The organism is Metabacillus niabensis (assembly GCF_902829255.1).
Classification (GTDB): Bacteria; Bacillota; Bacilli; order Bacillales; family Bacillaceae; genus Metabacillus; species Metabacillus niabensis.
The window spans coordinates 1-24,433 of record NZ_CADEPK010000361.1; the positions used below are offsets into that span (position 1 = coordinate 1).

Annotated in this window: 23 protein-coding genes and 1 riboswitch; of the genes, 8 read left to right on the forward strand and 15 right to left on the reverse strand. The window is 35.2% G+C overall.

Features of this window, described 5'->3' with window-relative positions; genetic code table 11:
• A partial coding sequence (locus tag HU235_RS21005; RefSeq protein ID WP_174881482.1) for a YqkE family protein occupies positions 1-217 on the reverse strand: 217 nt, incomplete at its 3' end.
• A 415-nt stretch (positions 218-632) separates the two neighbouring features.
• Between HU235_RS21005 and HU235_RS21010 the strand changes: the two genes are divergently transcribed.
• Positions 633-1,535, forward strand: coding sequence for an alpha/beta hydrolase (locus tag HU235_RS21010; protein ID WP_174881483.1), 903 nt, complete (start codon positions 633-635; stop codon positions 1,533-1,535).
• Positions 1,536-1,606: 71 nt separating this feature from the next.
• Here HU235_RS21010 and HU235_RS21015 read toward each other — a convergent pair whose 3' ends face one another.
• From HU235_RS21015 to HU235_RS21040, 6 genes are all read right to left on the reverse strand, one after another.
• Positions 1,607-1,849: a DUF2552 family protein gene (locus HU235_RS21015; RefSeq protein ID WP_095302948.1), complete on the reverse strand. Its 243-nt coding sequence runs from the start codon at positions 1,847-1,849 to the stop codon at positions 1,607-1,609.
• A gap of 10 nt (positions 1,850-1,859) precedes the next feature.
• On the reverse strand, positions 1,860-2,183 hold the full coding sequence (locus HU235_RS21020; RefSeq protein ID WP_095302947.1) for an iron-sulfur cluster biosynthesis family protein: 324 nt from the start codon (positions 2,181-2,183) through the stop codon (positions 1,860-1,862).
• Between the two features lie 135 nt (positions 2,184-2,318).
• Positions 2,319-2,651 (reverse strand): YolD-like family protein, encoded by a 333-nt coding sequence (locus tag HU235_RS21025; RefSeq protein ID WP_095302946.1) that lies wholly within the window; start codon positions 2,649-2,651, stop codon positions 2,319-2,321.
• Between the two features lie 18 nt (positions 2,652-2,669).
• Positions 2,670-3,329, reverse strand: a complete 660-nt coding sequence (locus HU235_RS21030; protein ID WP_170944493.1) for a GDSL-type esterase/lipase family protein — start codon at positions 3,327-3,329, stop codon at positions 2,670-2,672.
• A gap of 91 nt (positions 3,330-3,420) precedes the next feature.
• Positions 3,421-4,683, reverse strand: coding sequence for a Y-family DNA polymerase (locus HU235_RS21035; RefSeq protein ID WP_095302944.1), 1,263 nt, complete (start codon positions 4,681-4,683; stop codon positions 3,421-3,423).
• 343 nt (positions 4,684-5,026) lie between these two features.
• Positions 5,027-5,821: an SDR family NAD(P)-dependent oxidoreductase gene (locus HU235_RS21040; protein ID WP_174881484.1), complete on the reverse strand. Its 795-nt coding sequence runs from the start codon at positions 5,819-5,821 to the stop codon at positions 5,027-5,029.
• Between the two features lie 347 nt (positions 5,822-6,168).
• Between HU235_RS21040 and proC the strand changes: the two genes are divergently transcribed.
• Complete coding sequence (proC, locus tag HU235_RS21045) at positions 6,169-7,005, forward strand: pyrroline-5-carboxylate reductase (protein WP_095302942.1); 837 nt, start codon at positions 6,169-6,171, stop codon at positions 7,003-7,005.
• 174 nt (positions 7,006-7,179) lie between these two features.
• Here proC and HU235_RS21050 read toward each other — a convergent pair whose 3' ends face one another.
• Positions 7,180-7,644 carry a hypothetical protein gene (locus tag HU235_RS21050; RefSeq protein ID WP_145583473.1) on the reverse strand — a complete coding sequence of 155 codons (465 nt, stop codon included), beginning with the start codon at positions 7,642-7,644 and terminating at the stop codon, positions 7,180-7,182.
• A 317-nt stretch (positions 7,645-7,961) separates the two neighbouring features.
• Between HU235_RS21050 and HU235_RS21055 the strand changes: the two genes are divergently transcribed.
• The 3 genes from HU235_RS21055 (at position 7,962) to namA (ending at position 10,159) form a co-directional block, all read left to right on the forward strand.
• Entirely contained in the window at positions 7,962-8,804 is an 843-nt protein-coding gene (locus HU235_RS21055) for an SPFH domain-containing protein (RefSeq protein ID WP_095302941.1), read from the forward strand.
• Between the two features lie 11 nt (positions 8,805-8,815).
• Positions 8,816-8,980 carry a type II toxin-antitoxin system antitoxin gene (locus HU235_RS21060; RefSeq protein WP_095302940.1) on the forward strand — a complete coding sequence of 55 codons (165 nt, stop codon included), beginning with the start codon at positions 8,816-8,818 and terminating at the stop codon, positions 8,978-8,980.
• Positions 8,981-9,139: 159 nt separating this feature from the next.
• Positions 9,140-10,159 (forward strand): NADPH dehydrogenase NamA, encoded by a 1,020-nt coding sequence (gene namA / locus HU235_RS21065; RefSeq protein ID WP_174881485.1) that lies wholly within the window; start codon positions 9,140-9,142, stop codon positions 10,157-10,159.
• 43 nt (positions 10,160-10,202) lie between these two features.
• Here namA and rnz read toward each other — a convergent pair whose 3' ends face one another.
• Positions 10,203-11,135: a ribonuclease Z gene (gene rnz, locus HU235_RS21070; protein ID WP_095302938.1), complete on the reverse strand. Its 933-nt coding sequence runs from the start codon at positions 11,133-11,135 to the stop codon at positions 10,203-10,205.
• Between the two features lie 531 nt (positions 11,136-11,666).
• On the opposite strand from rnz, the gene zwf reads away from it, so the two are divergent.
• Positions 11,667-13,142, forward strand: a complete 1,476-nt coding sequence (gene zwf / locus HU235_RS21075; protein WP_095302960.1) for a glucose-6-phosphate dehydrogenase — start codon at positions 11,667-11,669, stop codon at positions 13,140-13,142.
• Between the two features lie 424 nt (positions 13,143-13,566).
• Here the strand turns inward: zwf and gndA are convergent, their stop codons facing one another.
• The 3 genes from gndA to HU235_RS21090 form a co-directional block, all read right to left on the reverse strand.
• On the reverse strand, positions 13,567-14,979 hold the full coding sequence (gene gndA / locus HU235_RS21080; protein ID WP_095299922.1) for an NADP-dependent phosphogluconate dehydrogenase: 1,413 nt from the start codon (positions 14,977-14,979) through the stop codon (positions 13,567-13,569).
• A 169-nt stretch (positions 14,980-15,148) separates the two neighbouring features.
• Complete coding sequence (locus tag HU235_RS21085) at positions 15,149-16,384, reverse strand: DNA polymerase IV (RefSeq protein WP_145582572.1); 1,236 nt, start codon at positions 16,382-16,384, stop codon at positions 15,149-15,151.
• 125 nt (positions 16,385-16,509) lie between these two features.
• Entirely contained in the window at positions 16,510-16,977 is a 468-nt protein-coding gene (locus HU235_RS21090) for a chemotaxis protein CheW (protein WP_095299920.1), read from the reverse strand.
• A gap of 230 nt (positions 16,978-17,207) precedes the next feature.
• A riboswitch (purine riboswitch) is annotated at positions 17,208-17,308 on the forward strand.
• A gap of 184 nt (positions 17,309-17,492) precedes the next feature.
• Here HU235_RS21090 and HU235_RS21095 point away from each other — a divergent pair.
• Positions 17,493-18,785, forward strand: a complete 1,293-nt coding sequence (locus HU235_RS21095; RefSeq protein ID WP_174881486.1) for an NCS2 family permease — start codon at positions 17,493-17,495, stop codon at positions 18,783-18,785.
• A 126-nt stretch (positions 18,786-18,911) separates the two neighbouring features.
• Positions 18,912-20,606: a hypothetical protein gene (locus HU235_RS21100; RefSeq protein WP_174881487.1), complete on the forward strand. Its 1,695-nt coding sequence runs from the start codon at positions 18,912-18,914 to the stop codon at positions 20,604-20,606.
• 111 nt (positions 20,607-20,717) lie between these two features.
• Here HU235_RS21100 and HU235_RS21105 read toward each other — a convergent pair whose 3' ends face one another.
• From HU235_RS21105 to HU235_RS21115, 3 genes are all read right to left on the reverse strand, one after another.
• The gene (locus HU235_RS21105; RefSeq protein WP_095299917.1) at positions 20,718-21,866 is read right to left on the reverse strand and encodes an FtsW/RodA/SpoVE family cell cycle protein; all 1,149 of its coding nucleotides are present in this window, start codon (positions 21,864-21,866) and stop codon (positions 20,718-20,720) included.
• Positions 21,867-22,105: 239 nt separating this feature from the next.
• Positions 22,106-22,813 carry a CAP domain-containing protein gene (locus HU235_RS21110; protein WP_233452345.1) on the reverse strand — a complete coding sequence of 236 codons (708 nt, stop codon included), beginning with the start codon at positions 22,811-22,813 and terminating at the stop codon, positions 22,106-22,108.
• 487 nt (positions 22,814-23,300) lie between these two features.
• Positions 23,301-24,419 (reverse strand): tripeptidase T, encoded by a 1,119-nt coding sequence (locus tag HU235_RS21115; protein WP_174881488.1) that lies wholly within the window; start codon positions 24,417-24,419, stop codon positions 23,301-23,303.
• Positions 24,420-24,433: the final 14 nt, after the last annotated feature.

Below are 24,433 nucleotides of genomic sequence, written 5' to 3' on the forward strand. Positions count from 1 at the left end.
ATAAGGAACTCTCGCTTAACAATTCTTCAAAGCTTTTATTTTTTTCTCTTTGTTTCCGTTCTTCGATCTTTTTACGCTCTAATTCTGCTTCTTTTTCTTGTTGCTCAATCGTTAAATCCTTTTTCACCATTTTTAATTTTTCTTTTAAATCTTCATTTAAATAATCTGAAACAGATACCGTTTGATCATCTTGTTTCTTTTTTGCATTTTTCTTCATTTTTGGTACCTCCTCTTCCTCTTTAATAAATTATAATTAACATTTCTTACGTTGAAAAGGGATTTACAAAAGGAAAACCCTTCCTAAACCTTGTATAATCTCACCTTACATATGACATGTTAATCAAGAAAGGAGAGATCTATCATGACAAAGCAACGTGGACAAAAAGGAAAGCCAAATGCTGATACCTCTAGAAAGATGCTAGCTGCTGAAGAGGTCGAAAAAGCCATCCATCCTACTAAAAGACAAAACTCACCTCAATAAATTTAATCTAGTTTATATAGAGTCAGCTTCTCCTAACATGTTTATTGTTAGAGATAGTGACTCTATTTTTGTGCATTTTTCCTTTATTGCAAGGATGAAATAGATTCGTGTACAATAAAAAGGGAGTTTTTAGTAAAAGGAGACTACCCTTATGAAAAAATTACTTATCGGCTTATTTATTGTCCTCTCTTACATATTTATTGTTGGCTTTTTCTTTACAAACCGGATGATGTATATTAAAAAGAAGACTGATGAAGAAATTATTAAGCGTGAAACAACGCTCGGATTTTATAATCAAAATGATTATGACGCATTGGAAAAGAAATTTTTTACAATCCGTTCCTCTTTTGGCTATTCGATAAAAGGTACCCTTGTTGCCCCCTATGAGACGAATCGATATATCATCATTTGTCATGGTGTTACGGTCAATCGTCTAAATTCTGTTAAATATATGAATTTGTTTTTAGAGAAGGGCTGGAATGTTGTTATTTATGACCACCGAAGACATGGTGAAAGTGGTGGAAAAACTACTAGCTATGGTCATTATGAAAAATTTGATTTACAAGCTGTTGTTCATTGGTTAAAAAAAGAGGTAGGAGATTCAATTATATTAGGTATTCATGGTGAGTCCATGGGTGCTGTAACCACATTGCTTTACGCTGGAATGGTTGAGGATGGGGCAGATTTCTATATAGCTGATTGTCCTTTTTCTGAGCTTGAGGCACAACTTTCATATAGGCTTAAAGTTGAATTTAAGCTCCCTAGTGTGCTTGTTATGCCAATTGCCAAGCCATTTGTTCAGTTGCGTGATCGCTATTCGATAAAAGGGGTCTCTCCTCTTAAAGCTGTCTCTAATATTAGAAACCCTGTTCTATTTATCCATAGTAAAGACGATGATTACATTCCAGCTGAAATGTCAAAACAACTTTTTCAGCAAAAGAAAGGACCAAAGAAATTGTTTATCGCTGAAAAGGGCTCGCATGCTATGTCCTATGCAGAAAACCGCAAAGAATATTCCAATGTCATTGATGAGTTTTTTGCCGATATTTTATAGAATGAAACAAGACAAGCTAGCTTCAGGATCCTTATGCTAGCTTGTCTTGCCATAATTGTGAATCCTTCTTTTTATCCTAATACATCAGATATTTGCTTCATATGTATTTCCATCCATTCAATGGCATCATCAATTGTTGCAAATTCCTGTACTTCAAATGTCATTTCATCTTGTAGCAACCATACATCCTTTGTCTCATCATGGGCTCCTCCAATTGACCAATGAAGGAGACTATATGGATGATTATTATTTAAAAATGAGACCCACGTGCGATTTAAGGCTACATTTTTGATAGATTTTAATCGATCCTTCATTGCTTTCCCCTCACTTTATTAATAAACTCATACGTGCATTTAATATTTGTGAAGGACTTTTTAACATATAACAATTTGCTGTTTCATTAAAAGAGATTGTTAGCTTATCATCTAAAAATACCATTTTCGTTTTTTCAACATATACTGGCATTCCATTTGTTTCGATCCTTATGTCATCTTCTTCAGGCTTTTCTACTAGCCATAGTGCTGTGACACCGCACATAACACACCCGCAATCTTCTGTATCATATTTTAATTTCAACATTCTATTTTTATTTTCTGTAAATTTTGGTTCGATTTGTGCTATTGCTTCTTTTGTAAAGGTTACTTCCATACTAATCTCCTTCTCTCTATTTACATGCATCTATTTTAACATATGTTATACATCGTTCTCATCTTTTCGTGACTCGCTTTATAATTTTCGGAAATCTGAAAGGAAAGAAGGATGAGTACTAAAAGTTCCATCCTTCTACTTCAGTTTAATGTCTATAATAGCTTGAATTGGTAATTGAAGATACTCTTTATTGCTCTCATCAACAATTCGTAACATATGTGTAAGAGGATCAATGTAATGAACAAACCCTGTGCAAGTATGATGATAATGGTCTTTATAGTACGTAAAAACGAGTTCGTTATGTCCCTCCATCGCTATACATATCAGCTCATTAAACTGTTCAAGCTGTTGTTCATCAAGCTCAGGCTTTTCTTGATAGCTATCTGTTTCAGACCAATCCCTTAATAGTTTTACATGCTCAGGTAGCATCATCGACGTCCATTTTATATTTCCTCTGTCCCGTATCATTTCTTCACCGGCTTTCCCTTACATTGTTTCATAAAACTCCTTCGGATACCCCCGTTGAATAATTGCTTCAGCTATTTCTTGATAACCTGCATTATTCGGATGAATCCCATCTCTTCTAGATAAAAGCTCTGATTGTCTACCGTCAAATGTTGAATAAATATTTACAATTTGAATCGTTGAACCATTATCAAAACGGTTTAACTTTTGATTAATGATTTGCACCCATTTGTCCGCAAGTGGAATCTGCGGTAATGGGTTATAAAGATTAAGTAAATAAACCCTATAAGGAACACCACAATCTTTTTTTAATTGTTGAATAATGCTCATGATTTCAGATAGGTTTTGGACACATCCCTTTACTGATTCAGTGATTTCAGCAACTTCACCTGTTTCAATAAATTCCTCACTTGCTTCGATTAAATCATTTCCTCCTGCAGAAATCGTGATAATATTTGCTCCCCTTATTTTTTCATGCAACCATTTATTCTGAACGATTTTTAATACTTCACCAGTTTCAATTCCTGATTTTGCATAAATCGTAGTAAACACGTGCTTATCTAGCTTTTCCTCTGTTATCTGTTTATAACGTCCTACAAAGCCTGGTGCTAAAAATGATGCACCTACCCCGACAGTTAAAGAATCTCCTAATGCCAAATATGTTAAATATGCTCTCCTCACTTGATGTATCCCCCTAAAGAATAAAGTCTCAATAGATTATTCTTTTAGGTATAAAACGGGAACAAGGACATGTAATGTAAACTGTGCATCATTACGCTTTATGACCACCCACCAGCTTCGCCCGATGCTTAGCTGTCCCAGCTGGTGTATAGGATACTGCACGTAATATTGCATCTGAACCATATTTATGGCGGATCGAATCCATCACATAACCAAGGGTTCGCTGTTTCGTACGATTTGGTCGAAATAAATCCAGCTGCATTTCAGAATCATCTTCAATATTTGATAATGTAACAGCAATTTGTCGAACCGTTTTATGAACATAAAATTTATTAAATAATTGCAAACATGTTTCATACAAATCCATTGTAATGTTTGTTGGTTGCTCTATCGTTTTCGAGCGATGAAAACCCCCGCCAAATTCTTCATGGCTATAGCCTATACTTAAGCTCACGGTCCTTCCAACCTTTTTATGCTGACGTGCTCTACGGGCAACTTCTTCACAAATTTCCAACATCACATGCTTGACTTCTTCCGGATTAGGATAATCTCGAAGTAATATTTGACTTTTCCCGAAGCTAATTTGTCCTTGCATAATTGGTGCACCAATTTCTGATAGGTCAACACCCCATGCATGATAATAAAGCTGATTTCCCATCACACCAAATTTTTTTTCAAGAAGTTCAAGTGGATAATGTGCTAACTGTCCAACATTAAAAATCCCCATGCGGTTTAATGTTTTTTCAACTCTTGAACCAATTCCCCACATTTTACTCAACGGTTCGATTTTCCACAGTTTTTCTTTTACATCATCATACGTCCACTCTGCCACACCTGTTTTTTTAGCATCAATGTCTAAACATACTTTAGCCATAAGCATATTCGGTCCAATGCCAATTGCACTAGGAAGCTGAAATTCACGCTCCATATCGTCCCTAATTTTGGCGGCAATTGTTTGTGCATCACCCCATATATGCTCTACACTATCTACTTCAATAAAGCTTTCGTCAACACTGTAGGTATGAATAGCCTCCTTCGGTACATAGCGATGAAATAATTTCGTTATCTCTGTCGACATTCGAATATATGTCCCCATCTTCGGGTTTACGATTTGAATACGTGGATCATTCGGGACTTGAAACAATCTTGCTCCCGTTTTAATACCAAATTCCTTTTTCACCTGTGGAGAAGCTGCTAACACAATACTTCCTTGTCGCTCTGTATCCCCTACGACAACCAAATAGCATGTTAATGGGTCTAAACCATGCAAAACAGCTGCACAGCTTGCATAAAAGCTTTTCATATCAACACATAAAACTTTACGTTTTGGCAATTGATCATAATGTTCAATCATAGCCAACTCCCCCAATAAGAATATATGTTCGTATTTATTATATTCATATCTTAAGGGAATATACGTTCGTTTTCAATGGAAGTTTCCACCACTAACAAAAGCGGAAGCATCTGTTTAAGGAGAAAAACACTTGTAAATGAGGAAAAACATATATACGAAATATAACGAAATGATTTGAACGGAATGGAGGAGAATTTCAATCATTTACTCGGAAAAATAAAAGCGGAGAAATGAGCAAACAGAGTGGTATGAGGTTGTTTTAGGATGTTGTCTATTTTTTATTTAACGAATCTAGACTAGAGGAAAAGAATCACACTCTTTTCCCCAAGGTTGAACCAATTCACTATTTTTTCATAAAAGCTTTCCCCGCCAATCGTTCGACTACACCTGGCATAAGCTGATAAACCGTACTTCCTGCGTTCATCCAGCCTGGTAAATTAATCTCACGTTTAGGAGAAAGCATGGCATGAACGATTTTCCTTGCTACTTTATTAGGATCAAGCATCCATCTTTCAACATTTTTCACATAATTTCCATCTTTATCGGCAATCGAGAAAAAATCCGTTTTAATTGGCCCCGGATTGACGGAAGTAACAAAGATATTATGAGCTTTCACTTCAAAGCGTAAGCTGTTTGTAAAACCTAAAACCGCATGTTTAGAGGCGGCGTATAGACTCGATTTAGGAGTTGCGAGCTTTCCTGCTTGAGAAGCAATATTAATAATGTGACCTTTTCTCCGTTTTAGCATGGAAGGTAAGACCATTTTTGTAGTGGCTACTACTCCGTAAACATTCACTTCAAACATATTTTTCATTTCTTCTAAACTAGCATCAATAACATGATTAAAAATTCCAAAACCAGCATTATTCACAAGAATATCGATTGGTCCTATCTCAGTTTCAATCTTTGTAAATACCTGTTTTATTGAGGCAAAATCTTGAACATCTAAGACGTAAAAAAGACTTGAAACACCGTATTCTGTTTTTATTTTTTCAGAGAGCTTCACTAATAACTCTTCTCTCCTAGCAAGCAAAATAACATGTGCCCCTTGCCTTGCACATTCAAGCGCAATTTTTTCTCCGATTCCGCTAGATGCACCTGTAATAACTACATTACACCCTTGAATCCTTGTATTCATTTAAGCACCTCACCTACTGATAAGTCTTGATATTTACAATTTGAATGATAGATGAAAGGAAGTCAAGCCTTTCAAGCAACCCTCCTACTAAAGCACTCTCAAAAATACTTGACAAGGATGCGAAAATCGCTGCATAATGATTAAAAATTCAGGCACTTATGTCAATATACATAACAGGGCTTTGAAAATAAAAGACAAGAAAACAGGAAATTCCCAGTAGGCTTTTAGGAAACAGAAGTAGCTAGGGAAGGGATCACTTCACAAAAGGTTGGAATCGCGGAGCCATTCCGTTCTTTTAATAAGGGCAGAATGGCTTTATTTATGCCTATAAAAGGAGGAATTATCATATGACGAAAATTGGATTTATCGGTGCAGGTTCAATGGCTGAAGCAATGATAGCAGGATTAATAAATGGCGGGGTTTATAAGCCAAATCAAGTGATCGTTGCAAACCGTACGAATACAACTCGCTTGGAAGAGCTTGCTACAAAATACGATATTATAACAACACATGATAAAAAGAAATTAGTATCAGAGGCGTCAATTATTGTGTTAGCAATGAAGCCTAAGGATGTAAAATCGGGGATCGATGGAATTCAAGAGTTCATAACAAACCAACTAATCGTTTCAGTGTTAGCGGGAATATCCATTCAAACCATTACAAATATCCTTGGGAAAGAGGCTTCGATTATCCGTGCTATGCCAAATACGTCCGCTACAATAGCAAAATCAGCAACTGCAATTGCTGCAAGTGAACATGTGTCAATGGCGCAAATAAAAAAATGTCAATCATTGTTTGAAGCAATCGGCATATGTAAACTAGTTGAAGAGCATCAGCTTGATGCAGTAACTGGTGTATCTGGAAGTGGCCCAGCTTATGTTTATCTTCTCGTTGAAGCAATGGAAAAGGCAGCTGTTGAAGTTGGGCTAGATGCACATGTTGCAAGAGAATTAATCATCCAAACATTGCTTGGCTCTGCCGAAATGATTGAAAGTACAAAAAAGCTTCCATCACAATTACGAAAAGAAGTAACAAGTCCAAATGGTACAACTGAGGCTGGGATATCCATCCTTCAGGAACATGGATTTGAAGATGCTGTAATCGCTTGTATAAAACGTGCTACTGAACGATCTATTGAATTAAAAACGATGTTTTCAGAAGTACTGTCTACTACAGAAAACTAAACGAATTGATTTAAGCGGTATTAGCCTATGAAATATAGAGCTAATACCGCTTATTCGTTTTCACATATATTGCTAAGCTCTAAAAAACAAATGTTATATTGTTAACCTGTCTCTAAGAGGCATATATCATCGTTCACTATCTTAATAAAGGACCCGGTTTCATAATAAATCAACTTACTCAATAACAACATTCCCTACATATTGAGCACTGCCCGCAGAATTAATAAATTCAACCTCCAAAACATAATTCCCCTTTTTTGTTGGGAAATGAAATTCTCTTGAGTCATCCAATGCAAGTTCAGTTCGTTTGTCATCTTTTAATAGGGCAACTGTTATTTTGGGGTCAGTCCAAATATCTCCACCATTTTCTTCATTCTCTTTAAAATCTAAAAACACTTTTTGGTCTGGCAAAACCTTTATTTCATTCAGTGATGATGCATATTTTTCAACATCTTTTATTGTTTCCTGTACATCTTCACTTGCTGTATTCCAACTGATATTTGCTTCCGACAATTGAACAGATGACATATCGAAATTTAAATGAGCAGTTGGAACTCCTACATCATAATCTTCACCAAAACACCCTGTTAGTGTAAAAGCAAAGAACAGTACTATAAATAAATGAAAGTATACTTTCATCCCCACACCTCAACGGCTTAGTTTTTTTCAAAACCTAATAATAAAAATAATATTAACATAAACTTTCCAAAAAAGTTTAGTTAAATCCAAGGAACTAGTAATATTTTTACCAATTCCTAGTTGTTGTAAGAGCTCCCCCAATAATGTCTTTAGTGATAATCAGATTATAAAAGATTCAAAAGATGGTTAAAGCATTGGTATAACGAAAATATGAAATGCTTACAACATTTCTCCCCTTCACGATACAAACATTTACATTTTTATACAAAAGTAATATCATAATAATATAATTTAAATATTACTTTGGGGGAGTTAAAATGAAGGAAAATAAAGTTTTTCAATTGAATGGTTTTATTGGAGTATTAGCTATCCTGCTATTTTTAGCGTTAAGTGTTTTTATGCTAATAAACGAAACGATTGGCTTAGCAATACCATTGTTAATTATTACAGTATTTTTAGCTAGCGGTATGACGATTGTGCAGCCAAATAAAGCAGTTGTTGTTACATTTTTCGGTAGATATTTGGGAACAATTCGTGAAAATGGATTATTTTTGACTGTACCGTTAACAGTTCGTCGAAATGTTTCCCTTCGTGTACGTAACTTTAATAGCAAAAAACTAAAGGTTAATGATGTTGACGGAAATCCAATTGAAATAGCTGCTGTGATTGTTTTTAAAGTTGTTGATTCAGCAAAAGCTGTGTTTGATGTTGATAATTATGAAGAATTTGTTGAAATTCAAAGCGAAACAGCGATTCGCCATGTTGCAACAAAATATCCATATGACACATTTGAAAACGTTGAGCTAACCTTAAGAGGAAATGCAGAAGAAGTTTCCAACGAATTAGCAAGAGAGCTACAGGAACGATTAGATGTTGCTGGGGTGAAAGTTATCGAAGCAAGACTCACTCATCTAGCGTACTCTACAGAAATTGCCCAAGCAATGCTACAGCGCCAACAGGCTACAGCAATCATTTCTGCAAGACAAAAAATTGTTGAAGGGGCAGTTGGAATGGCACAAATGGCAATTAAGCAATTAGAACAAGACGGGACAATCGAATTAGATGAAGAGCGCAAAATGCAAATGGTCAATAATTTACTAGTCGCAATCGTTTCTGAAAAATCAACCCAGCCTGTCATTAATACAGGCACATTATATTAAGAGTGAATGCAATGCCTAAGAAAAAAAGCTTTCCCTTACGAATGGATCCAGAATTATACGAAGTCATACAAAAATGGGCTGCAGATGATTTTAGGAGTGTTAATAGCCATATTGAGTTTTTGCTTCGCGAGGCTGCTAAAAAGGCCGGACGTATGTCAAAGAAACGAGAATCATAAAATGGAAACTGCCCTACTAATGAACAAAACTCATTGGTGGGGCAGTTTTACTATTTCTTGAACTTTAATTACTAGCTTTAACAAAACAGAACACATGACGTCCAATAACTGGAATTGTTATAATTCACCTATACAATTTTTATTAATGGAGGAGATTAGATGCAAACAAAGCTTTTTCAGCCGTATAAAATAAAAAACGTGACGCTCAAAAATCGTATTGTTATGTCCCCTATGTGTATGTATTCTTCAACAGGTCAGCAAGGATATGTCGAGGACTTTCATATGACACATTATATAAGTAGAGCGATTGGCCAAGTTGGATTAATTATGGTTGAAGCAACTGCGGTGACTAAAGAAGGAAGAATTTCTGCTAATGATTTAGGAATTTGGAGCGATGATCATATCCCACAGCTTCAAAAGCTAGTTAGCGGAATGAAGCATTATGGATCTGTGACAGCTATCCAACTTGCACATGCAGGACGCAAAGCAACTATAGATGGCAATATTTTAGCACCCTCTGCAATACCTTTTGACGATCAATCTAAAACACCGAGTGAAATGACAAAAGAACAAATTCAAGAGACAATTCAAGCTTTTAAACTTGGTGCACGTAGAGCAAAGGAAGCTGGGTTTGATATTATTGAAATCCATGCAGCACACGGATATTTAATAAATGAATTTTTATCACCTTTATCAAATATACGTGATGATGAATATGGTGGTTCTGCAGAAAACCGCTACCGTTTTTTAAGCGAGGTTCTCAGATCAGTAAAAGAAGTATGGGATGGTCCATTATTTGTACGTATTTCAGCTACTGATTATCATGAGGATGGATTAACTGTTGAAGATTATGTTCCATACGCTAAACAAATGAAAGAACAAGGTATAGATTTAATTGATGTTAGTTCAGGTGCTGTTGTACCGGCGAGAATCAATGTTTATCCCGGCTATCAAGTCGGTTTTGCTGAGAAAATAAAAAACCAAGCTAATATTGCTACAGGAGCTGTAGGATTGATTACACATGGCTTACAAGCAGAGGAAATTCTACAAAATAATCGTGCAGACCTTATTTTTATTGCGAGAGAGCTTTTACGAGACCCTTATTGGCCAAGGACTGCTGCCTCACAGCTTAACACAAAGCTTGAAGCCCCAGAGCAATATGTCCGCGGCTGGTCTTAACAAGAGAATAAAGAAAAGGTGGTTGACTCTCCAACCACCTTTTTTATCCTCGTTTTTTAGGAAGCTCGACCTCCATAAAGTCTTGGGCTAACGTAGTTGCAGGAAAAAATGCTTGTGCCTCTTTTTCCAAATTATCTAAATCAACATCTGTTTGATAGCGCGAGCTAATATGTGTAAGGATGAGACGCTTCACGTTAGCTAGCCTCGCTATTTTAGCAGCTTGAGTTGTAGTTGAATGAAAATACTCAAAAGCAAGTTTTTCGTCACCATCAGCAAAGGTTGCTTCATGAATAAGTAAATCTGCATCAATAGAAAGCTCTATGCTATTTTCTGTATAACGTGTATCACCAAGTATTGTAACAATTCTACCTTTCTGAGAAGGTCCTAAAAAGTCCCGGCCGTCTAAGACAGTACCATTTTCTAATTTAACCTTCTCTCCATTTTTTAGTTTTTGATAAATTGGTCCAGGTTTTATCGCTAACTCCTTTAATTTATCGACTTGTAAAGCTCCCGGTAAATCCTTTTCAATAATACGATATCCAAATGTAGCAATACCATGATCGAGTTTTTTTGCGACGACCTTAAATTGCTCATCCTCGAAAATAGTCCCTTCTGTTGTTTCAACGAATTGTAATGGATAGGATAAATGAGACTGACTAATCGAAAGGGAAGTTCGGACAAATTCCTCCACACCCTTAGGTCCATAAATGGTGACTAAATCAGTTCCTCCTTGAAAAGATCGACTACTAATAAAACCAGGTAAACCATATATATGATCACCATGTAAGTGGGTTAGGAAAATTTTTTCTATTTTTCGGGGCTTTATCGATGTATGTAAAATTTGATGTTGTGTTGCCTCACCACAATCAAATAGCCAAATAGACTGTCTTTCCTCCAATAATTGCAAAGCAATACTCGTTACATTCCGAGCTTTAGCAGGCATTCCTGCACCTGTACCAAGAAACATTAATTTCACTTGATTTCCTCCTTACCATCACTTATAAGAATACACGAAAGAACATTTTCGCGAAACTTGAAACTTAGTACTTGACCAAACTAGCGATTCCTGTCTAAAATAGACTGAATAATAAAAAGATTTTAACAAGTATCTTTTTTCCTCGCCAGCTTTTATTTTTTAAATGACGTATCGGAAACAAAAAACTAGCAGTTTAGCGTAATTGCCAAACAGCCTAACAAATTTCGATAAACTGCCAGTGACTGTACCGAATTACAAAGAGGAATTTCGCTTCGAGTGTAAACGATATTAACTCAAAAATTATTCTCACAATAATTATTTCGCTTATCGTTTATACTAGTACAAGAATCTATTTGTTTGATTTATAAAACATTTAGATATAAAATTAGATACTTGTAAGGATATTTTACACTCAGTGGAAAAAATTGATTGCCCTTATAACTTTAATCTACTTTTTAAGGTATCGTTTTCATATCATTTTTTTACACTGATGCTAAATAAATTGTATGTATAAAGTGAGGTACGAACGTGATTACACAAGAACATCCAAAATCAGTTATCGTTATTTTTGGAGCAACTGGAGACTTAGCTAAGAGAAAGTTGTTTCCTTCTATCTATCGCTTAGTTCAAAATGAAAAAATCGGCAAGGAATTTGCAGTTGTCGGTGTTGGAAGAAGACCTTGGACAAACGATGAATTTCGAAATAATGTATCCGATTCTATTCAATCTTCTTTGAAAGAATCAAAAGATTTAAATGATTTTACATCACATTTTTATTATCATCCATTTGATGTAACAAATCCTTCTTCTTACTTAGAGTTAAATGATTTATTAGGTCAATTAGATGGTACATACCAAACTGAAGGAAACAGAATCTTCTATCTTGCAATGGCGCCAGAATTTTTCGGTACAATTGCCCAAAATCTTAAAAAGCAAGGATTAACTGAAACAAATGGTTGGAGTCGATTAGTGATCGAAAAGCCGTTTGGTCATGACTTACCTTCAGCAGAACAGTTAAACCAAGAAATCCGTGAAGCATTTAACGAAAATCAAATTTATCGAATTGACCATTATCTTGGTAAAGAAATGGTCCAAAATATTGAGGTTATTCGCTTTGCAAACGCAATGTTCGAGCCATTATGGAATAACCGCTACATTTCAAATATTCAAGTTACATCTAGTGAAGTGTTAGGTGTTGAAGATCGTGGCCGTTATTATGAAAATTCAGGTGCTCTCCGCGATATGGTTCAAAACCACCTGTTACAAATGGTAGCATTGCTTGCAATGGAACCGCCAATCAAATTAACAACTGATGAAATACGAAGTGAAAAGGTGAAAGTTTTCCGTGCACTTCGCTCAATAAGTGAAGATGAAGTGAAAAATTATTTTGTACGCGGTCAATATACAAGTGGAAAACTTGGTGATAAGGAACTAATTGGTTATCGTGAAGAAAATAATGTAGATAATGAATCACAAACTGAAACATTTGTTGCTGGAAAACTTTTAATTGACAACTTCAGATGGGCTGGCGTTCCGTTCTATATTAGAACCGGTAAACGAATGGCTGCAAAATCAACAAAAATTGTCGTTCAATTTAAAGATATCCCAATGAACCTATATTATAAAAAAGGTGAAACAGTCCCACCTAACCTACTAGTTATTAATATTCAACCTGACGAAGGGATAACATTGCAATTAAACGTTAAAAAGGATGGAGATGCTGGGGATTCTATGCCAGTTAAACTAGACCTAACAAATGATTTCTTAGATGGCATTAACACTCCTGAAGCTTATGAAAAGCTGCTTTACGATTGCATGCGTGGAGATGCTACAAACTTCACTCATTGGGATGAAGTGGCATTATCTTGGAGCTTCGTTGATCCAATTTCTGAAGCATGGAAAAAAGGGAAAGCTGAACTTGCAACTTATCCAGCAGGTTCAATGGGACCTAAAGAGGCTGATGAAATGCTTGAAAAGGACGGAAATCAATGGTGGCCAGTTAACTAACCATCTAGTCATATTTTCAATTAATAAAGGCTGGAAGCACATTGCTCCAGCCTTTTCAATTTGTAAGAACCTCTATTTTTATACAGCTCTTCATCACCTAACTTCTTTAAACACTCTATGCTTTACTCATATAATATAAAAAATGTGCGAATCTGCTCGTCTATCTGTCTCATACATCTTAAATGGAATCCACATAAGCTATTAATGTAAGATGCAACCCAAAGTATCTCCTTATTGGCTATTACAGTAGAACTGTAATAGCTCTTTTTGTTTATTTAGACGTTGTTAAGCTAGGTTATTATTTCGTCTATAGAACTTGCAGCAATAAATAAAGCCACATGACAGTCAACAATAAGCATTAATATACCCTCTCATTAAAAAAGGACAAGAACATAAGTCCTTGCCCAAAATCACATTTTCTTTATTATTTTTGCATCCATTCAGTATGGAAAATACCTTCTTTATCAACACGTTGATATGTGTGAGCACCGAAGTAGTCACGTTGTGCTTGTAAAAGGTTAGCCGGCAATGTTTCAGTACGGTAGCTATCATAGTAAGATAGTGCAGAAGAGAAGCATGGTACTGGAACACCATTTTCAATTGCTACAGTAAGAATTTGACGAAGAGCCCCTTGGTAGCTTTCAACAATTTCTTTAAAATATGAATCAAGTAAAAGATTTTCTAATTGTGGGTTTTTATCATATGCATCCTTGATTTTTTGTAGGAATGCAGCACGGATGATACAACCACCACGGAAAATCATTGCGATATCACCGTATTTTAAATCCCAATTGTACTCTTCTGAAGCTGCTCTCATTTGTGCAAAGCCTTGAGCATAAGAACAAATTTTACTCATATATAATGCTTTACGAACTGCTTCAATAAGCTCTTCTTTGTTTCCTGTATAAGATTTTGCAGTAGGACCTGAAAGAATTGTGCTTGCTTTTTTACGCTCTTCCTTCATAGCTGAAATGAAACGTGCAAATACAGACTCTGTAATAATAGGAAGTGGAACACCTAAATCAAGAGCACTTTTACTTGTCCATTTTCCAGTTCCTTTTTGCCCTGCAGTATCAAGAATCACATCTACAAGCGGCTTGCCTGTTTCTTCATCAATTTTAGTGAAAATATCCGCAGTGATCTCAATTAAGTAGCTGTCAAGCTCTCCTTTATTCCATTCAGCAAACACTTCATGAAGCTCTTCGGCATTTAAGCCTAAAACGTTTTTCAAAATAAAGTAAGCTTCCGAAATTAATTGCATGTCTCCGTATTCGATTCCGTTATGCACCATTTTCACATAGTGACCAGCACCATCTGGACCAATGTATGTACAGCAAGGATCTCCACCAACTTTAGCTGAAATAGCTTCTAAAATAGGTTGAACAAGATCAAATGCTTCTTTTTGTCCACCAGGCATAATTGAAGGACCTTTTAATGCCCCTTCTTCCCCACCTGATACACCAGTTCCAATGAAATGGATGCCACTTTCAGCTAACTCCTTATTTCGACGCTGTGTATCTGTGTATAATGTGTTACCACCATCGATTAGAATATCACCTTTATCAAGATGTGGTAATAGTGATTCAATTGTCGCATCAGTTGGAGCTCCAGCCTTTACCATTAATAAAATTTTGCGAGGGGTTTCTAAAGATTGGACAAACTCTTCAATGCTGTATGTACCAACAACATTTTTCCCTTCCGCTTCTTTTAGAAATTCTTCTGTTTTTTCTGCTGAACGGTTAAAAACTGATACTGAAAATCCACGACTTTCAATATTTAAAGCTAAATTTTTCCCCATTACAGCCAAACCAATAACACCAATTTGTTGTTTTGACATTTACTTACGTCCCTTCTAGTCCTTAGAATATGAAAAGGTGCCGACATATATCTGCCCCTTTTGACAAAACTTACGAAATTGACACACAATTCGAATTATTTATTATGACTATAATAGAAAATACCATAAGTTTCGTATACTTTTCAAGTAACATAACCAATGTAATCGCTTAATCTCTTAAAAAATCTTTATTAAAGCTAGTTCCAGGTGAAATATCAGTCTCTAAGGCACCTTTAACACCTCGTTGAATCAGCTGATTTCCATATCTTTCGTTAATTTTATTCATAACAGATAGCAGTGGCTCCTCCTTTGCATCTTCCTCAAAGGAAAACAAATCCAACTGTTTAATAGCATCATTTTTCCCTAACAGGTCTTGTGCTGTAATACCTAATAGTCGAATCGGCTCTTCGTTCCAATTTGCAAAAAAGAGTTGTTTTGCGACTGAATATATATCTTCTTCATTTTTAATTGGGTTCTCAAGCTTTTTACTTCTTGTAATTGTTTTTAAATTTCCAAACCGAATGCTAATAAAAATTCTAGTCGTGAGTACTTCCTTTCGCTTCATTCTTACCATTACAGAATGTGCAAGCCTTCTTAGAACATCATTAATTTCTTTTTCATTAGTTGTATCCTTTGCTAATGTTGTTGAGTTTCCAATGCTCTTAAATTCATAAATTGAATCTGGATCTACCTCACGAGTGTCTATTCCATTAGCGCGCTGTTTAAGCAGCTCTCCATTGATTCCAAGTAATTTTTTCAATTGTATAGAATCACCATGTGCTAAATCATAAATAGTCTTAATATTTATTGTCTCAAGTTTCTTTGCTGTTTTATTACCCACTCCATGCATCTCTGCTACAGGTAATGGCCACAGTTTATCTGAAAGCTCTCGTTTCCTTAAAATAGTTATTCCTAATGGTTTTTTCATATTGGAGGCCATTTTAGCTAAAAATTTGTTTGGAGCTACCCCAATGCTACAAGGTAGCAATAACTCATCAAGTAATCGTTGCTGGATTTGCTTAGGAATTTCCAGAGGAGTTTGCCCAACACAATTTGTAATATCCATATATCCTTCATCAATTGAAACCGGCTCAACAAGATCCGTGTATTCCCTTAAGATGTCAAACATTGCTTTCGAAGCTTTTCGATATCTTTCAAAATTAGGTTTCATAACAATTAAATCTGGACATAATTTTCTTGCCTGCCATAGTGGCATCGTTGTCTTAACGCCTTTAGCCCTTGCTTCATAGCTGCAAGTAACAATGATTCCTTTTCGTTCTTCTACATTTCCTGCAATGGCTAATGGCTTATTCTTTAATGCTTGGTTAAAGGCTATTTCAACAGATGCGTAAAAGCTATTCATATCAACATGAAGAATGATTCTTCCACTATGTGATCGTTCCATAAATAATACACCACACGATATTAATTTTCTTCATTTATATGAACACTTTAACATAGTTAAGCTTCTTTAAGAAATCCAATTCTTTATGTAAGCACTACTTACTTCTCATCAAAAAATCACCAATTTTATAATTGGTGACTGATAATTTCGTCCTTTACGAGAGAAATCCCTTCAAGACTAGAGATAAATTGATTCGGATCAATAATCGTAATTAACCGGCTTTCAATACTTGCAACAGCAACAAAATATTTTGTTGCTTGAAAAGCACCGACTGATATAGACTTCAGTTGTTCTTGCCTAATATCAATAATTTCTTTTGCATCTTCAACTATTAATGCTACCGATAGCTCATCTGATTGAATAACGATAAGTTTTATGTTTTCTGTAATAGTCGTTTCCTGCTTATATAAGATATTGTTCGTATCAAGTGTAGGAATTAATTCTCCTCTCACCATAACAACACCCTTCATATAATAAGGCATATTTGGGATGACGTTTATATCCTCTAATTTTTCAATAGAAATAACGTTTTCGATTGGTACTCCGTATTCTTCATTTCCAGCTCGAAACACTACTACTTTAGAAATATCCATATTTAAAACTCCTCTCGGACAGATTAATATGTAAGATAATTACCATTCTTTTATGACTATCATACTATTATTTATGTAGGATGTGAAGCACGGTGTATCTGTTATTTTCAGATTTATATGATAATACATATTATTGATAGCACGATCATTTCCTTTCTAAATTAAATGAAAATATAAACTATTTTACTTGCTATTGACGAACGTTGTCGAAAACTGATAAAATCCGACTATTATCTATTTATATATTCCCTTGTATAAGTTCGAGAATATGGCTTGAACGTTTCTACCAGCTACCTTAAATGGCTTGTCTACAAGGATTAGTGACTTATCACCTATTCCTTTTAAAGACAACTTTGGCAGCTTAAGTAGCCAAAGTTTTTTTATGCGTTGACATAGTTGCTAAAACATAACGAATAGTTAAACCCGTTCTACTAGAATAATAACCCAATATCTGTTTAAACTATTATTTAGTCTCAATTCTTAACATCATTGTTTATATTTTGGAGGATCACATCATGAAAAAATTCTTTAAATTCGAAGAAAGACAAACTTCATATAAAAGGGAAACATTAGCAGGAATAACTACATTTCTATCAATGGCTTATATTCTTGTTGTTAATCCTATTATATTAAGCCAAGCTGGAATGGATAAAGGTGCGTTATTTACTGCTACTGCCTTATCCGCTATCGTAGGTTCCCTTTTAATTGGGCTACTTGCAAATTATCCAATTGGAATTGCACCAAGTATGGGGCTTAATTCATTTTTTACTTTTTCTGTATGTATAGGAATGGGAATCGAATGGCAAATTGCTCTAACTGGAGTTTTTGTAGCTGGCATTATTTTTATGATATTGAGTTTATTAAAAATTCGCGAGAAAATTATTAATGTTATACCACAAGATTTGAAATATGCAATCGCTTCAGGTATTGGATTTTTTATCGCATTTGTTGGATTAAAAAATGCCGGGATCGTCGTTTCTAATCCAGATACATTTGTTTCAATCGGAGATTTAACTTCTCCAGGTACAGGGTTAGCAGTCGTTGGTTTTATTATTACATTAATGATGCTAGTAAGAGGGATAAATGGTGGTATTTTTTACGGTATGGTGATTACGACAATTATTGGAATGATTGCAGGTTTTATCGATGTTCCTAGTTCAATAATTGGCAGTGTTCCTAGCTTAGAACCAACGTTTGGTGTTGTCTTTTCACATTTAGGAGATATTTTTACACCTCAAGTCCTTACAGTTATCTTTACATTTTTATTTGTAGCATTTTTTGATACTGCTGGTGCCCTTATTGCAGTAGCTAGTCAAGCAGGGATTATGAAAAATAATGAAATTCCAAATGCAGGGAGAGCTTTATTGGCTGATTCGACATCAGGAGTTGCCGGAGCGATTTTCGGTACATCAACAACTGCTTCATTTGTAGAATCAACCGCAGGGATAGCAGTTGGGGGACGTACAGGCTTTACAGCTGTTGTTATCTCAATTTGCTTTACAATAGCATTATTCTTCTCACCTATTCTTTCCGTCATAACAACTGAAGTAACAGCACCAGCTCTCATTATTGTCGGTGCGTTAATGGCTATGGAAATAAGCAAAATAAATTGGGGCAGATTAGAGATCGTCATACCATCTTTTGTCACGATCATTATGATGCCATTAACATCAAGTGTAGCAACAGGGATCGCCCTTGGTTTTATCTTATATCCATTTGCAATGATTGCACAAAAACGTTTTAAAGAAGTCCATCCAATTATGTATGTTCTATGTGTTTTATTTATCCTATACTTTATATTTGTTTAATATCTTCGTTAATGGTGAGGGAAAATTTCTTCACCATTTTTTTATCTAATAACAGCATGAAACCTTTTTGTTAATCATTCGTATATAACATAAACAATAACATTTAATGATGAAGGGAAGACAATAATGAGTAATATCTTTCTGTTTTCGTTAATAATCGGCTTGATTACTGCCCTAGTAGTTATTCCGATTATGAGAGGTCAACTCTCAGGTACAAAGAAAGAAGATAAAAAGAAACCATCTTTTATCATTCCATTTATCACCATAACGATACTAACTATGGTGTTAACCTTTACCTTTTATTACTTTACAAATCTAGATCGCAATTTTACATCATTATGGATATTTGCAATCATCGTAACAGCTATAGGGACTATCCTATCTAACGGAAAGGAAAGGCTAATAAAAGGTATTATATTTGCTGCTAGTTTTATTATAGGTATCTACTTCCTAATCGCACCTGTCTTTAATGCCAATGAAAAATTCAATCAAGTAAAAATGGAGGAACAGGTTGAAATTCAAGCATTTGATGAAACAAAAACACCTGCAAGTGTCCCTCCTCAATTTGCTCGCAATAAGATGAAAAAGGCATTTGGTCAAGTACCGAATACTAGTTATTATGAGCTTGGACAATTACAAATTCAAAAAGTAAATAACGAATTTGTCTATATTGCACCTGTAGAATTTTCAGGTTTCTTCAAATGGTGGAACGGGGATAAAACACCTGGATATTTCACACTAAGCGCCACTGATTCGTCTGCCAATCCAAAGTTTATTAAGGCTGATATGGTTTACACACCTTCTTCATATTTCCAAAAGAATCTCGAACGCCATATTCGTATGAACTATCCGAAACGAATATTCTATGGACAAACACAATTAGAAATTGATGATGAAGGTAAACCCTATTATATTAGAACATATGGTAGTTTTGTAACGGCCCGAAATGGCTTTAAAGCTGAAGGAATCGTAATGGTTGACCCTAAAACAGGTGAGACTATGGATTACAAATTAGCTGATGTTCCAAAGTTTATTGACGGTGCTGTCTCTCCTGAAGCAGTTAGTCTGCAAAATAGCTATTATGGAAAATATATTCATGGTTTCTGGAATAGTCTTTTTGGTAAATCTGATGTTAAACTACCTTCAGATGAAGGAACTGAGGCAAATGTCAGCCCAATTTTCAACGAGGAAGGTGAAATGTATTATTTCACTGATTTTACAAGCCCAAAAGAGGGCGTTGATTCAATGCTAGGGTACTCACTTACAAATTCCAGAACTGGAAAAGCAACTTACTATACGGGAAATTTAGAAGAATCCTATATGGATTCACAAGGTGCCTTACAAATTATAGAGAAGAAATTCATTGAAAAAAAATGGCAAGGAGAAATGCCTGTACTTTATAATTTTTATGGAGAAGCAAGCTGGTTAGTCCCTGTTCTTGATTCTAATGGATTCCTACAAAATTATTTTATTGTTTCAGCAGCTAATCCCGAAATATCAGTCTATGCTAATACACCTAATGAGGCATTAAAGCAATACAAAACAGCATTACAAAAGGGTGGCAGTTCAGTTGATGGACGCGGAACGGCAGAAGAAAAACAGGTTTCCGGTACTGTAGTAAGAGTATACAAGGAGAAATCTGGTGACTATACATTGATTTCATTCTTGTTAGATAATAACAAAAACTTTATTATTTCGTCAGAGAGTAACTCTCTTGCTATTTACCTTAAAGAAGGTGATCGCGTAAACGTTCATTATTTAGACACTGAGGAGGATTTTCTACCAGTTAAAAACTTAACGATTGAGGGGCTACTCGAATAATTAAAGGAAATGAAATATAACAAAAAAAGCTGTCATTAATGGGTCTTACCCACTAAGACAGCTTTTTTCTTTATTAAAGATATAGTAAAAGTTGTTTAGAATACTTCCCTACTATTTATCGCTTGAAAACATAAAGTCACGCTTTTTCAAGGAAACGTTTAATACTAATCCCATCCCTAGCATACTAGCCATAACTGAGCTACCACCGTAACTCATTAGTAGCAATGGAATACCAGTGATTGGAATTAACCCTGTAACCATCCCAATATTTTGAAACGTATGGAATGTAAATAATGCTACCATTCCAATACAAATATAAAATTCATATAAAGTATTACGTACATACATAGCAATCCCAAGCATGCGATAAATGATTAAAAAATACAATGAAATGACAACAGATGCCCCGATAAAGCCAAATTCCTCGGCAACAATTGTAAAAATAAAATCTGAATGAGCCTCGGGAGTATAGACATTACTTTGCTGAAGACCTTTTCCGTCAATCATTCCAGAACCAATTGCTAATAGCGATTGTTTTAACTGAAAGCCTATTCCTTCTCCATGCTCAAAAGGATCGAGCCACGAATAAATTCGATTTAATTGGTATTCCCCAAAAATATTTAATAAAAAGTCAGGATTATATAAAAAAGTAGCAACAAGACATCCGACAGTTGTTAAGATTAACATGAAGATAACTAGTATATAGCGCCAGTTTATACCTGATAAGAAGATGACTGCGATTGTAATAACTACCATTACTAAGGATGAACCAAAATCATTTTGAAGGAGAATTAAGAGTACAGGTGGTAATGATACAGCAGCTATTTTTAATAAGAGAATAAAATCTCCATCTCCTCTTTCATAATGCTTACTAGTTACATTAGCGAGCATCATAATTAAAAATATTTTCATATATTCAGATGGTTGAATAGAGCCAATCCCCGGAACTACATACCATGATTTTGCACCATTTATTTCGGGTACAAGAGTTGAAGGAGCTATTAAGATACCAATAAGTAACAAAAGACCAAATCCATACAAAAATGGTGTCACTTTACTAATCTGTTCAAAATCAAAAATAAAAATACAAGAAGCAATAATAATCCCTAATACGAACCAAATAATCTGCTTCAAAAAAAAGTTATCATCATATTGAGCATATTTTTGTGCGCTAAAAATCGTTACACAGCTGCAAATCATTAACAAAAACAAAAAAAACACTAAAGAAACATCAAAATAATTACCTTTCTTAGAAGACATTAACATCACCGTACTTTATCATAAAGTTAACAATTTCATACAATTTTTACTATCATTTAAAGAGTACCATGACTATATAAAAAATACATAATTTTTTTATAAATCATTTCTTAATAATTTCTTAACCCTAAAAATTTAGACGTATTAGTATATAAAATAGTTTCAAGCTAGGGTGTTTTCTTTCTTAGCTTAAAAAGAAGTAGATAATTAAGCTTATCTACTTCTTCATGTTACATAGCCTATTTTCCAATAAACATTTGCGTCCAATGGTGACCATTTGAATCATAGCCTACCCCAATATGAGTAAAATCTCTGCTGAGAATATTTTTACGGTGACCTTCGCTGTTCATCCATGCTTGTACTACTTGTTGCGGAGTTTGTTGACCTTGAGCGATGTTTTCACCAGCCGTCTTATACGTTACCCCAAAATCACGCATCATATCAAATGGGGAACCATATGTCGGACTAGTATGAGAAAAGTAATTGTTTTGCTGCATATCTTCTGATTTCTTTTGAGCAACTCCGCTTAATTTCGTATCAGCTTTTAAGTCTGCTAAACCATTTCTTCTTCTTTCAGCATTTGTAAGATCAATTACTTGTTGAACAGCTTGACTAAGACCTTGAGTCTGTGGAGCAGCTTTTTGTTGCTGATCCGTTGCGTTATTTGGTTGCTGTTGTTCTTGTTGCTGTTGTCTTGGTTGTTGCTGTCCTGGTTGTTGCTGTCCTGGCTGTTGCTGTCCTGGCTGCTGCTGTCCTGGCTGCTGCTGTCCTGGTTGCTGCTGTCCTGGCTGTTGCTGTCCTGGCTGTTGTGCAAACCATTGACGATATTGATGTTGATTATTTTGATTTGCATTTAATTTTTCATACTTATATTTTGCTTCTTGAACAACAATTGCTCTTGTATGTGGGAATTCTTTACTTGATAGATCTGTTTTTGAACTAGATATTTCAAAACCGTCATCATTATTTTTCCGATTGTCTCGGACAAGATCAAAATCATTATCATCAGCTCGGTTGTTTTCCTTATCTCGATGAGCTGTTTCTAACTCATTTGGCACACCATTATTCCTCGTATCTACATTCCTCGAGTAGAATTCATTTCGATTATCCCAAATTGTTCTGTTATTATCATCAGCAACATTTAGAGTTCCAATTGGAGTATTGTTACCATTATCCATTGCCTCATTATTGTTACATGCTACCAAACCTGCTACTAACGCTCCTGTAATGAACAGGGAAGCCTTTTTCATTATCATTAGAAACCCCTCCTTTTTTTCATCATATCCCCATACGCTCTTATTTTCTTTCAATTATGAAAAAGTATAGGTGGTAATAAACTTGAAAAATGGAAGAAGATTTCTAAAATTTGATAATAAATTTATGCTTAAATTTAATAAAAAGAAGTAAGCTAACAGCCTACTTCCTTCTAAAAACTTATTGTGCAACCTCTTGAACAATCGCTACAACTAATTCTGCCGTTTTTTCAAGTTCATCAATTGGCATTTTTTCATTTGTTGTATGAATATCCTCATAACCAACTGCAAGATTAACAGTAGGAATGCCATTTCCTGCAATTACGTTGGCATCACTACCACCACCACTTGTTTGAAGCTCACTTTGACGACCAATTTTTTCAGCAGCACGCTTCGCCACTTCAACAACATGGTCTCCCTCACCAAATTTAAAACCTGGATACATGACATCTACTTCAATTTCAGCACGTCCTCCCATTTCAGCGGCAGCACTTTCGAATGCATCCATCATTTTCTGTACTTGCTGCTCCATTTTTTCAGGAACTAAAGATCGTGCTTCAGCAAGAATATGAACTAAGTCACAAACAATATTTGTTTGAGTACCACCTTCAAATCTTCCTATATTTGCAGTAGTTTCATGGTCAATTCTTCCAAGAGGCATTTTAGAAATTGCTTTGGAAGCAATCGTAATCGCTGAAACACCCTTCTCTGGAGCAACTCCAGCATGGGCTGTTTTTCCATATATAGTCGCTTTTACTTTAGCTTGCGTCGGTGCTGCAACAACAATCGTTCCAACTTTTCCATCACTATCTAAAGCATAACCGAATTTTGCTGTCATCAATGAAGGATCCAAAGCTTTTGCACCGACTAAACCTGATTCTTCGCCAACAGTAATAACAAATTCAATTTTTCCATGTTGAAAATTGTTTTCTTTTATCGTTTTAATTGCTTCCAACATTGCTGCCAAGCCTGCTTTATCATCCGCACCTAAAATTGTAGTGCCATCTGTTACCACATATCCATCCTTAATACTAGGCTTAATACCATTACCAGGGACAACTGTATCCATATGTGAAGTGAAATAGATTGTATCGACGCCCTCTTTTGTTGCATCTAATGTACACACCAAATTTCCTGCACCATGACCAGTAACTTCTGTTGTTTGATCCTCGACAACATGTAACCCAAGAGTTGAAAACTTTTCTTTAAGTACCTTTGCAATATTTGCTTCATATTTAGTTTCTGAATCAATTTGTACGAGCTCTAAAAATTCATCTAGTAATCGTTGCTTATTAACCATATGTATAACGCCTC

Coding starts and splice junctions, on each gene's coding strand:
- HU235_RS21095 (WP_174881486.1), top strand. CDS start 17,493: ATGAAAAAATTCTTTAAATTCGAAGAAAGACAAACTTCATATAAAAGG.
- gndA (WP_095299922.1), bottom strand. CDS start 14,979: ATGTCAAAACAACAAATTGGTGTTATTGGTTTGGCTGTAATGGGGAAA.
- HU235_RS21115 (WP_174881488.1), bottom strand. CDS start 24,419: ATGGTTAATAAGCAACGATTACTAGATGAATTTTTAGAGCTCGTACAA.
- HU235_RS21035 (WP_095302944.1), bottom strand. CDS start 4,683: ATGATTGAACATTATGATCAATTGCCAAAACGTAAAGTTTTATGTGTT.
- HU235_RS21100 (WP_174881487.1), top strand. CDS start 18,912: ATGAGTAATATCTTTCTGTTTTCGTTAATAATCGGCTTGATTACTGCC.
- HU235_RS21060 (WP_095302940.1), top strand. CDS start 8,816: ATGCCTAAGAAAAAAAGCTTTCCCTTACGAATGGATCCAGAATTATAC.
- HU235_RS21105 (WP_095299917.1), bottom strand. CDS start 21,866: ATGTCTTCTAAGAAAGGTAATTATTTTGATGTTTCTTTAGTGTTTTTT.
- HU235_RS21090 (WP_095299920.1), bottom strand. CDS start 16,977: ATGGATATTTCTAAAGTAGTAGTGTTTCGAGCTGGAAATGAAGAATAC.
- HU235_RS21050 (WP_145583473.1), bottom strand. CDS start 7,644: ATGAAAGTATACTTTCATTTATTTATAGTACTGTTCTTTGCTTTTACA.
- HU235_RS21040 (WP_174881484.1), bottom strand. CDS start 5,821: ATGAATACAAGGATTCAAGGGTGTAATGTAGTTATTACAGGTGCATCT.
- HU235_RS21015 (WP_095302948.1), bottom strand. CDS start 1,849: ATGAAGGATCGATTAAAATCTATCAAAAATGTAGCCTTAAATCGCACG.
- HU235_RS21055 (WP_095302941.1), top strand. CDS start 7,962: ATGAAGGAAAATAAAGTTTTTCAATTGAATGGTTTTATTGGAGTATTA.
- proC (WP_095302942.1), top strand. CDS start 6,169: ATGACGAAAATTGGATTTATCGGTGCAGGTTCAATGGCTGAAGCAATG.
- namA (WP_174881485.1), top strand. CDS start 9,140: ATGCAAACAAAGCTTTTTCAGCCGTATAAAATAAAAAACGTGACGCTC.
- HU235_RS21085 (WP_145582572.1), bottom strand. CDS start 16,384: ATGGAACGATCACATAGTGGAAGAATCATTCTTCATGTTGATATGAAT.
- HU235_RS21010 (WP_174881483.1), top strand. CDS start 633: ATGAAAAAATTACTTATCGGCTTATTTATTGTCCTCTCTTACATATTT.
- HU235_RS21025 (WP_095302946.1), bottom strand. CDS start 2,651: ATGATACGGGACAGAGGAAATATAAAATGGACGTCGATGATGCTACCT.
- HU235_RS21020 (WP_095302947.1), bottom strand. CDS start 2,183: ATGGAAGTAACCTTTACAAAAGAAGCAATAGCACAAATCGAACCAAAA.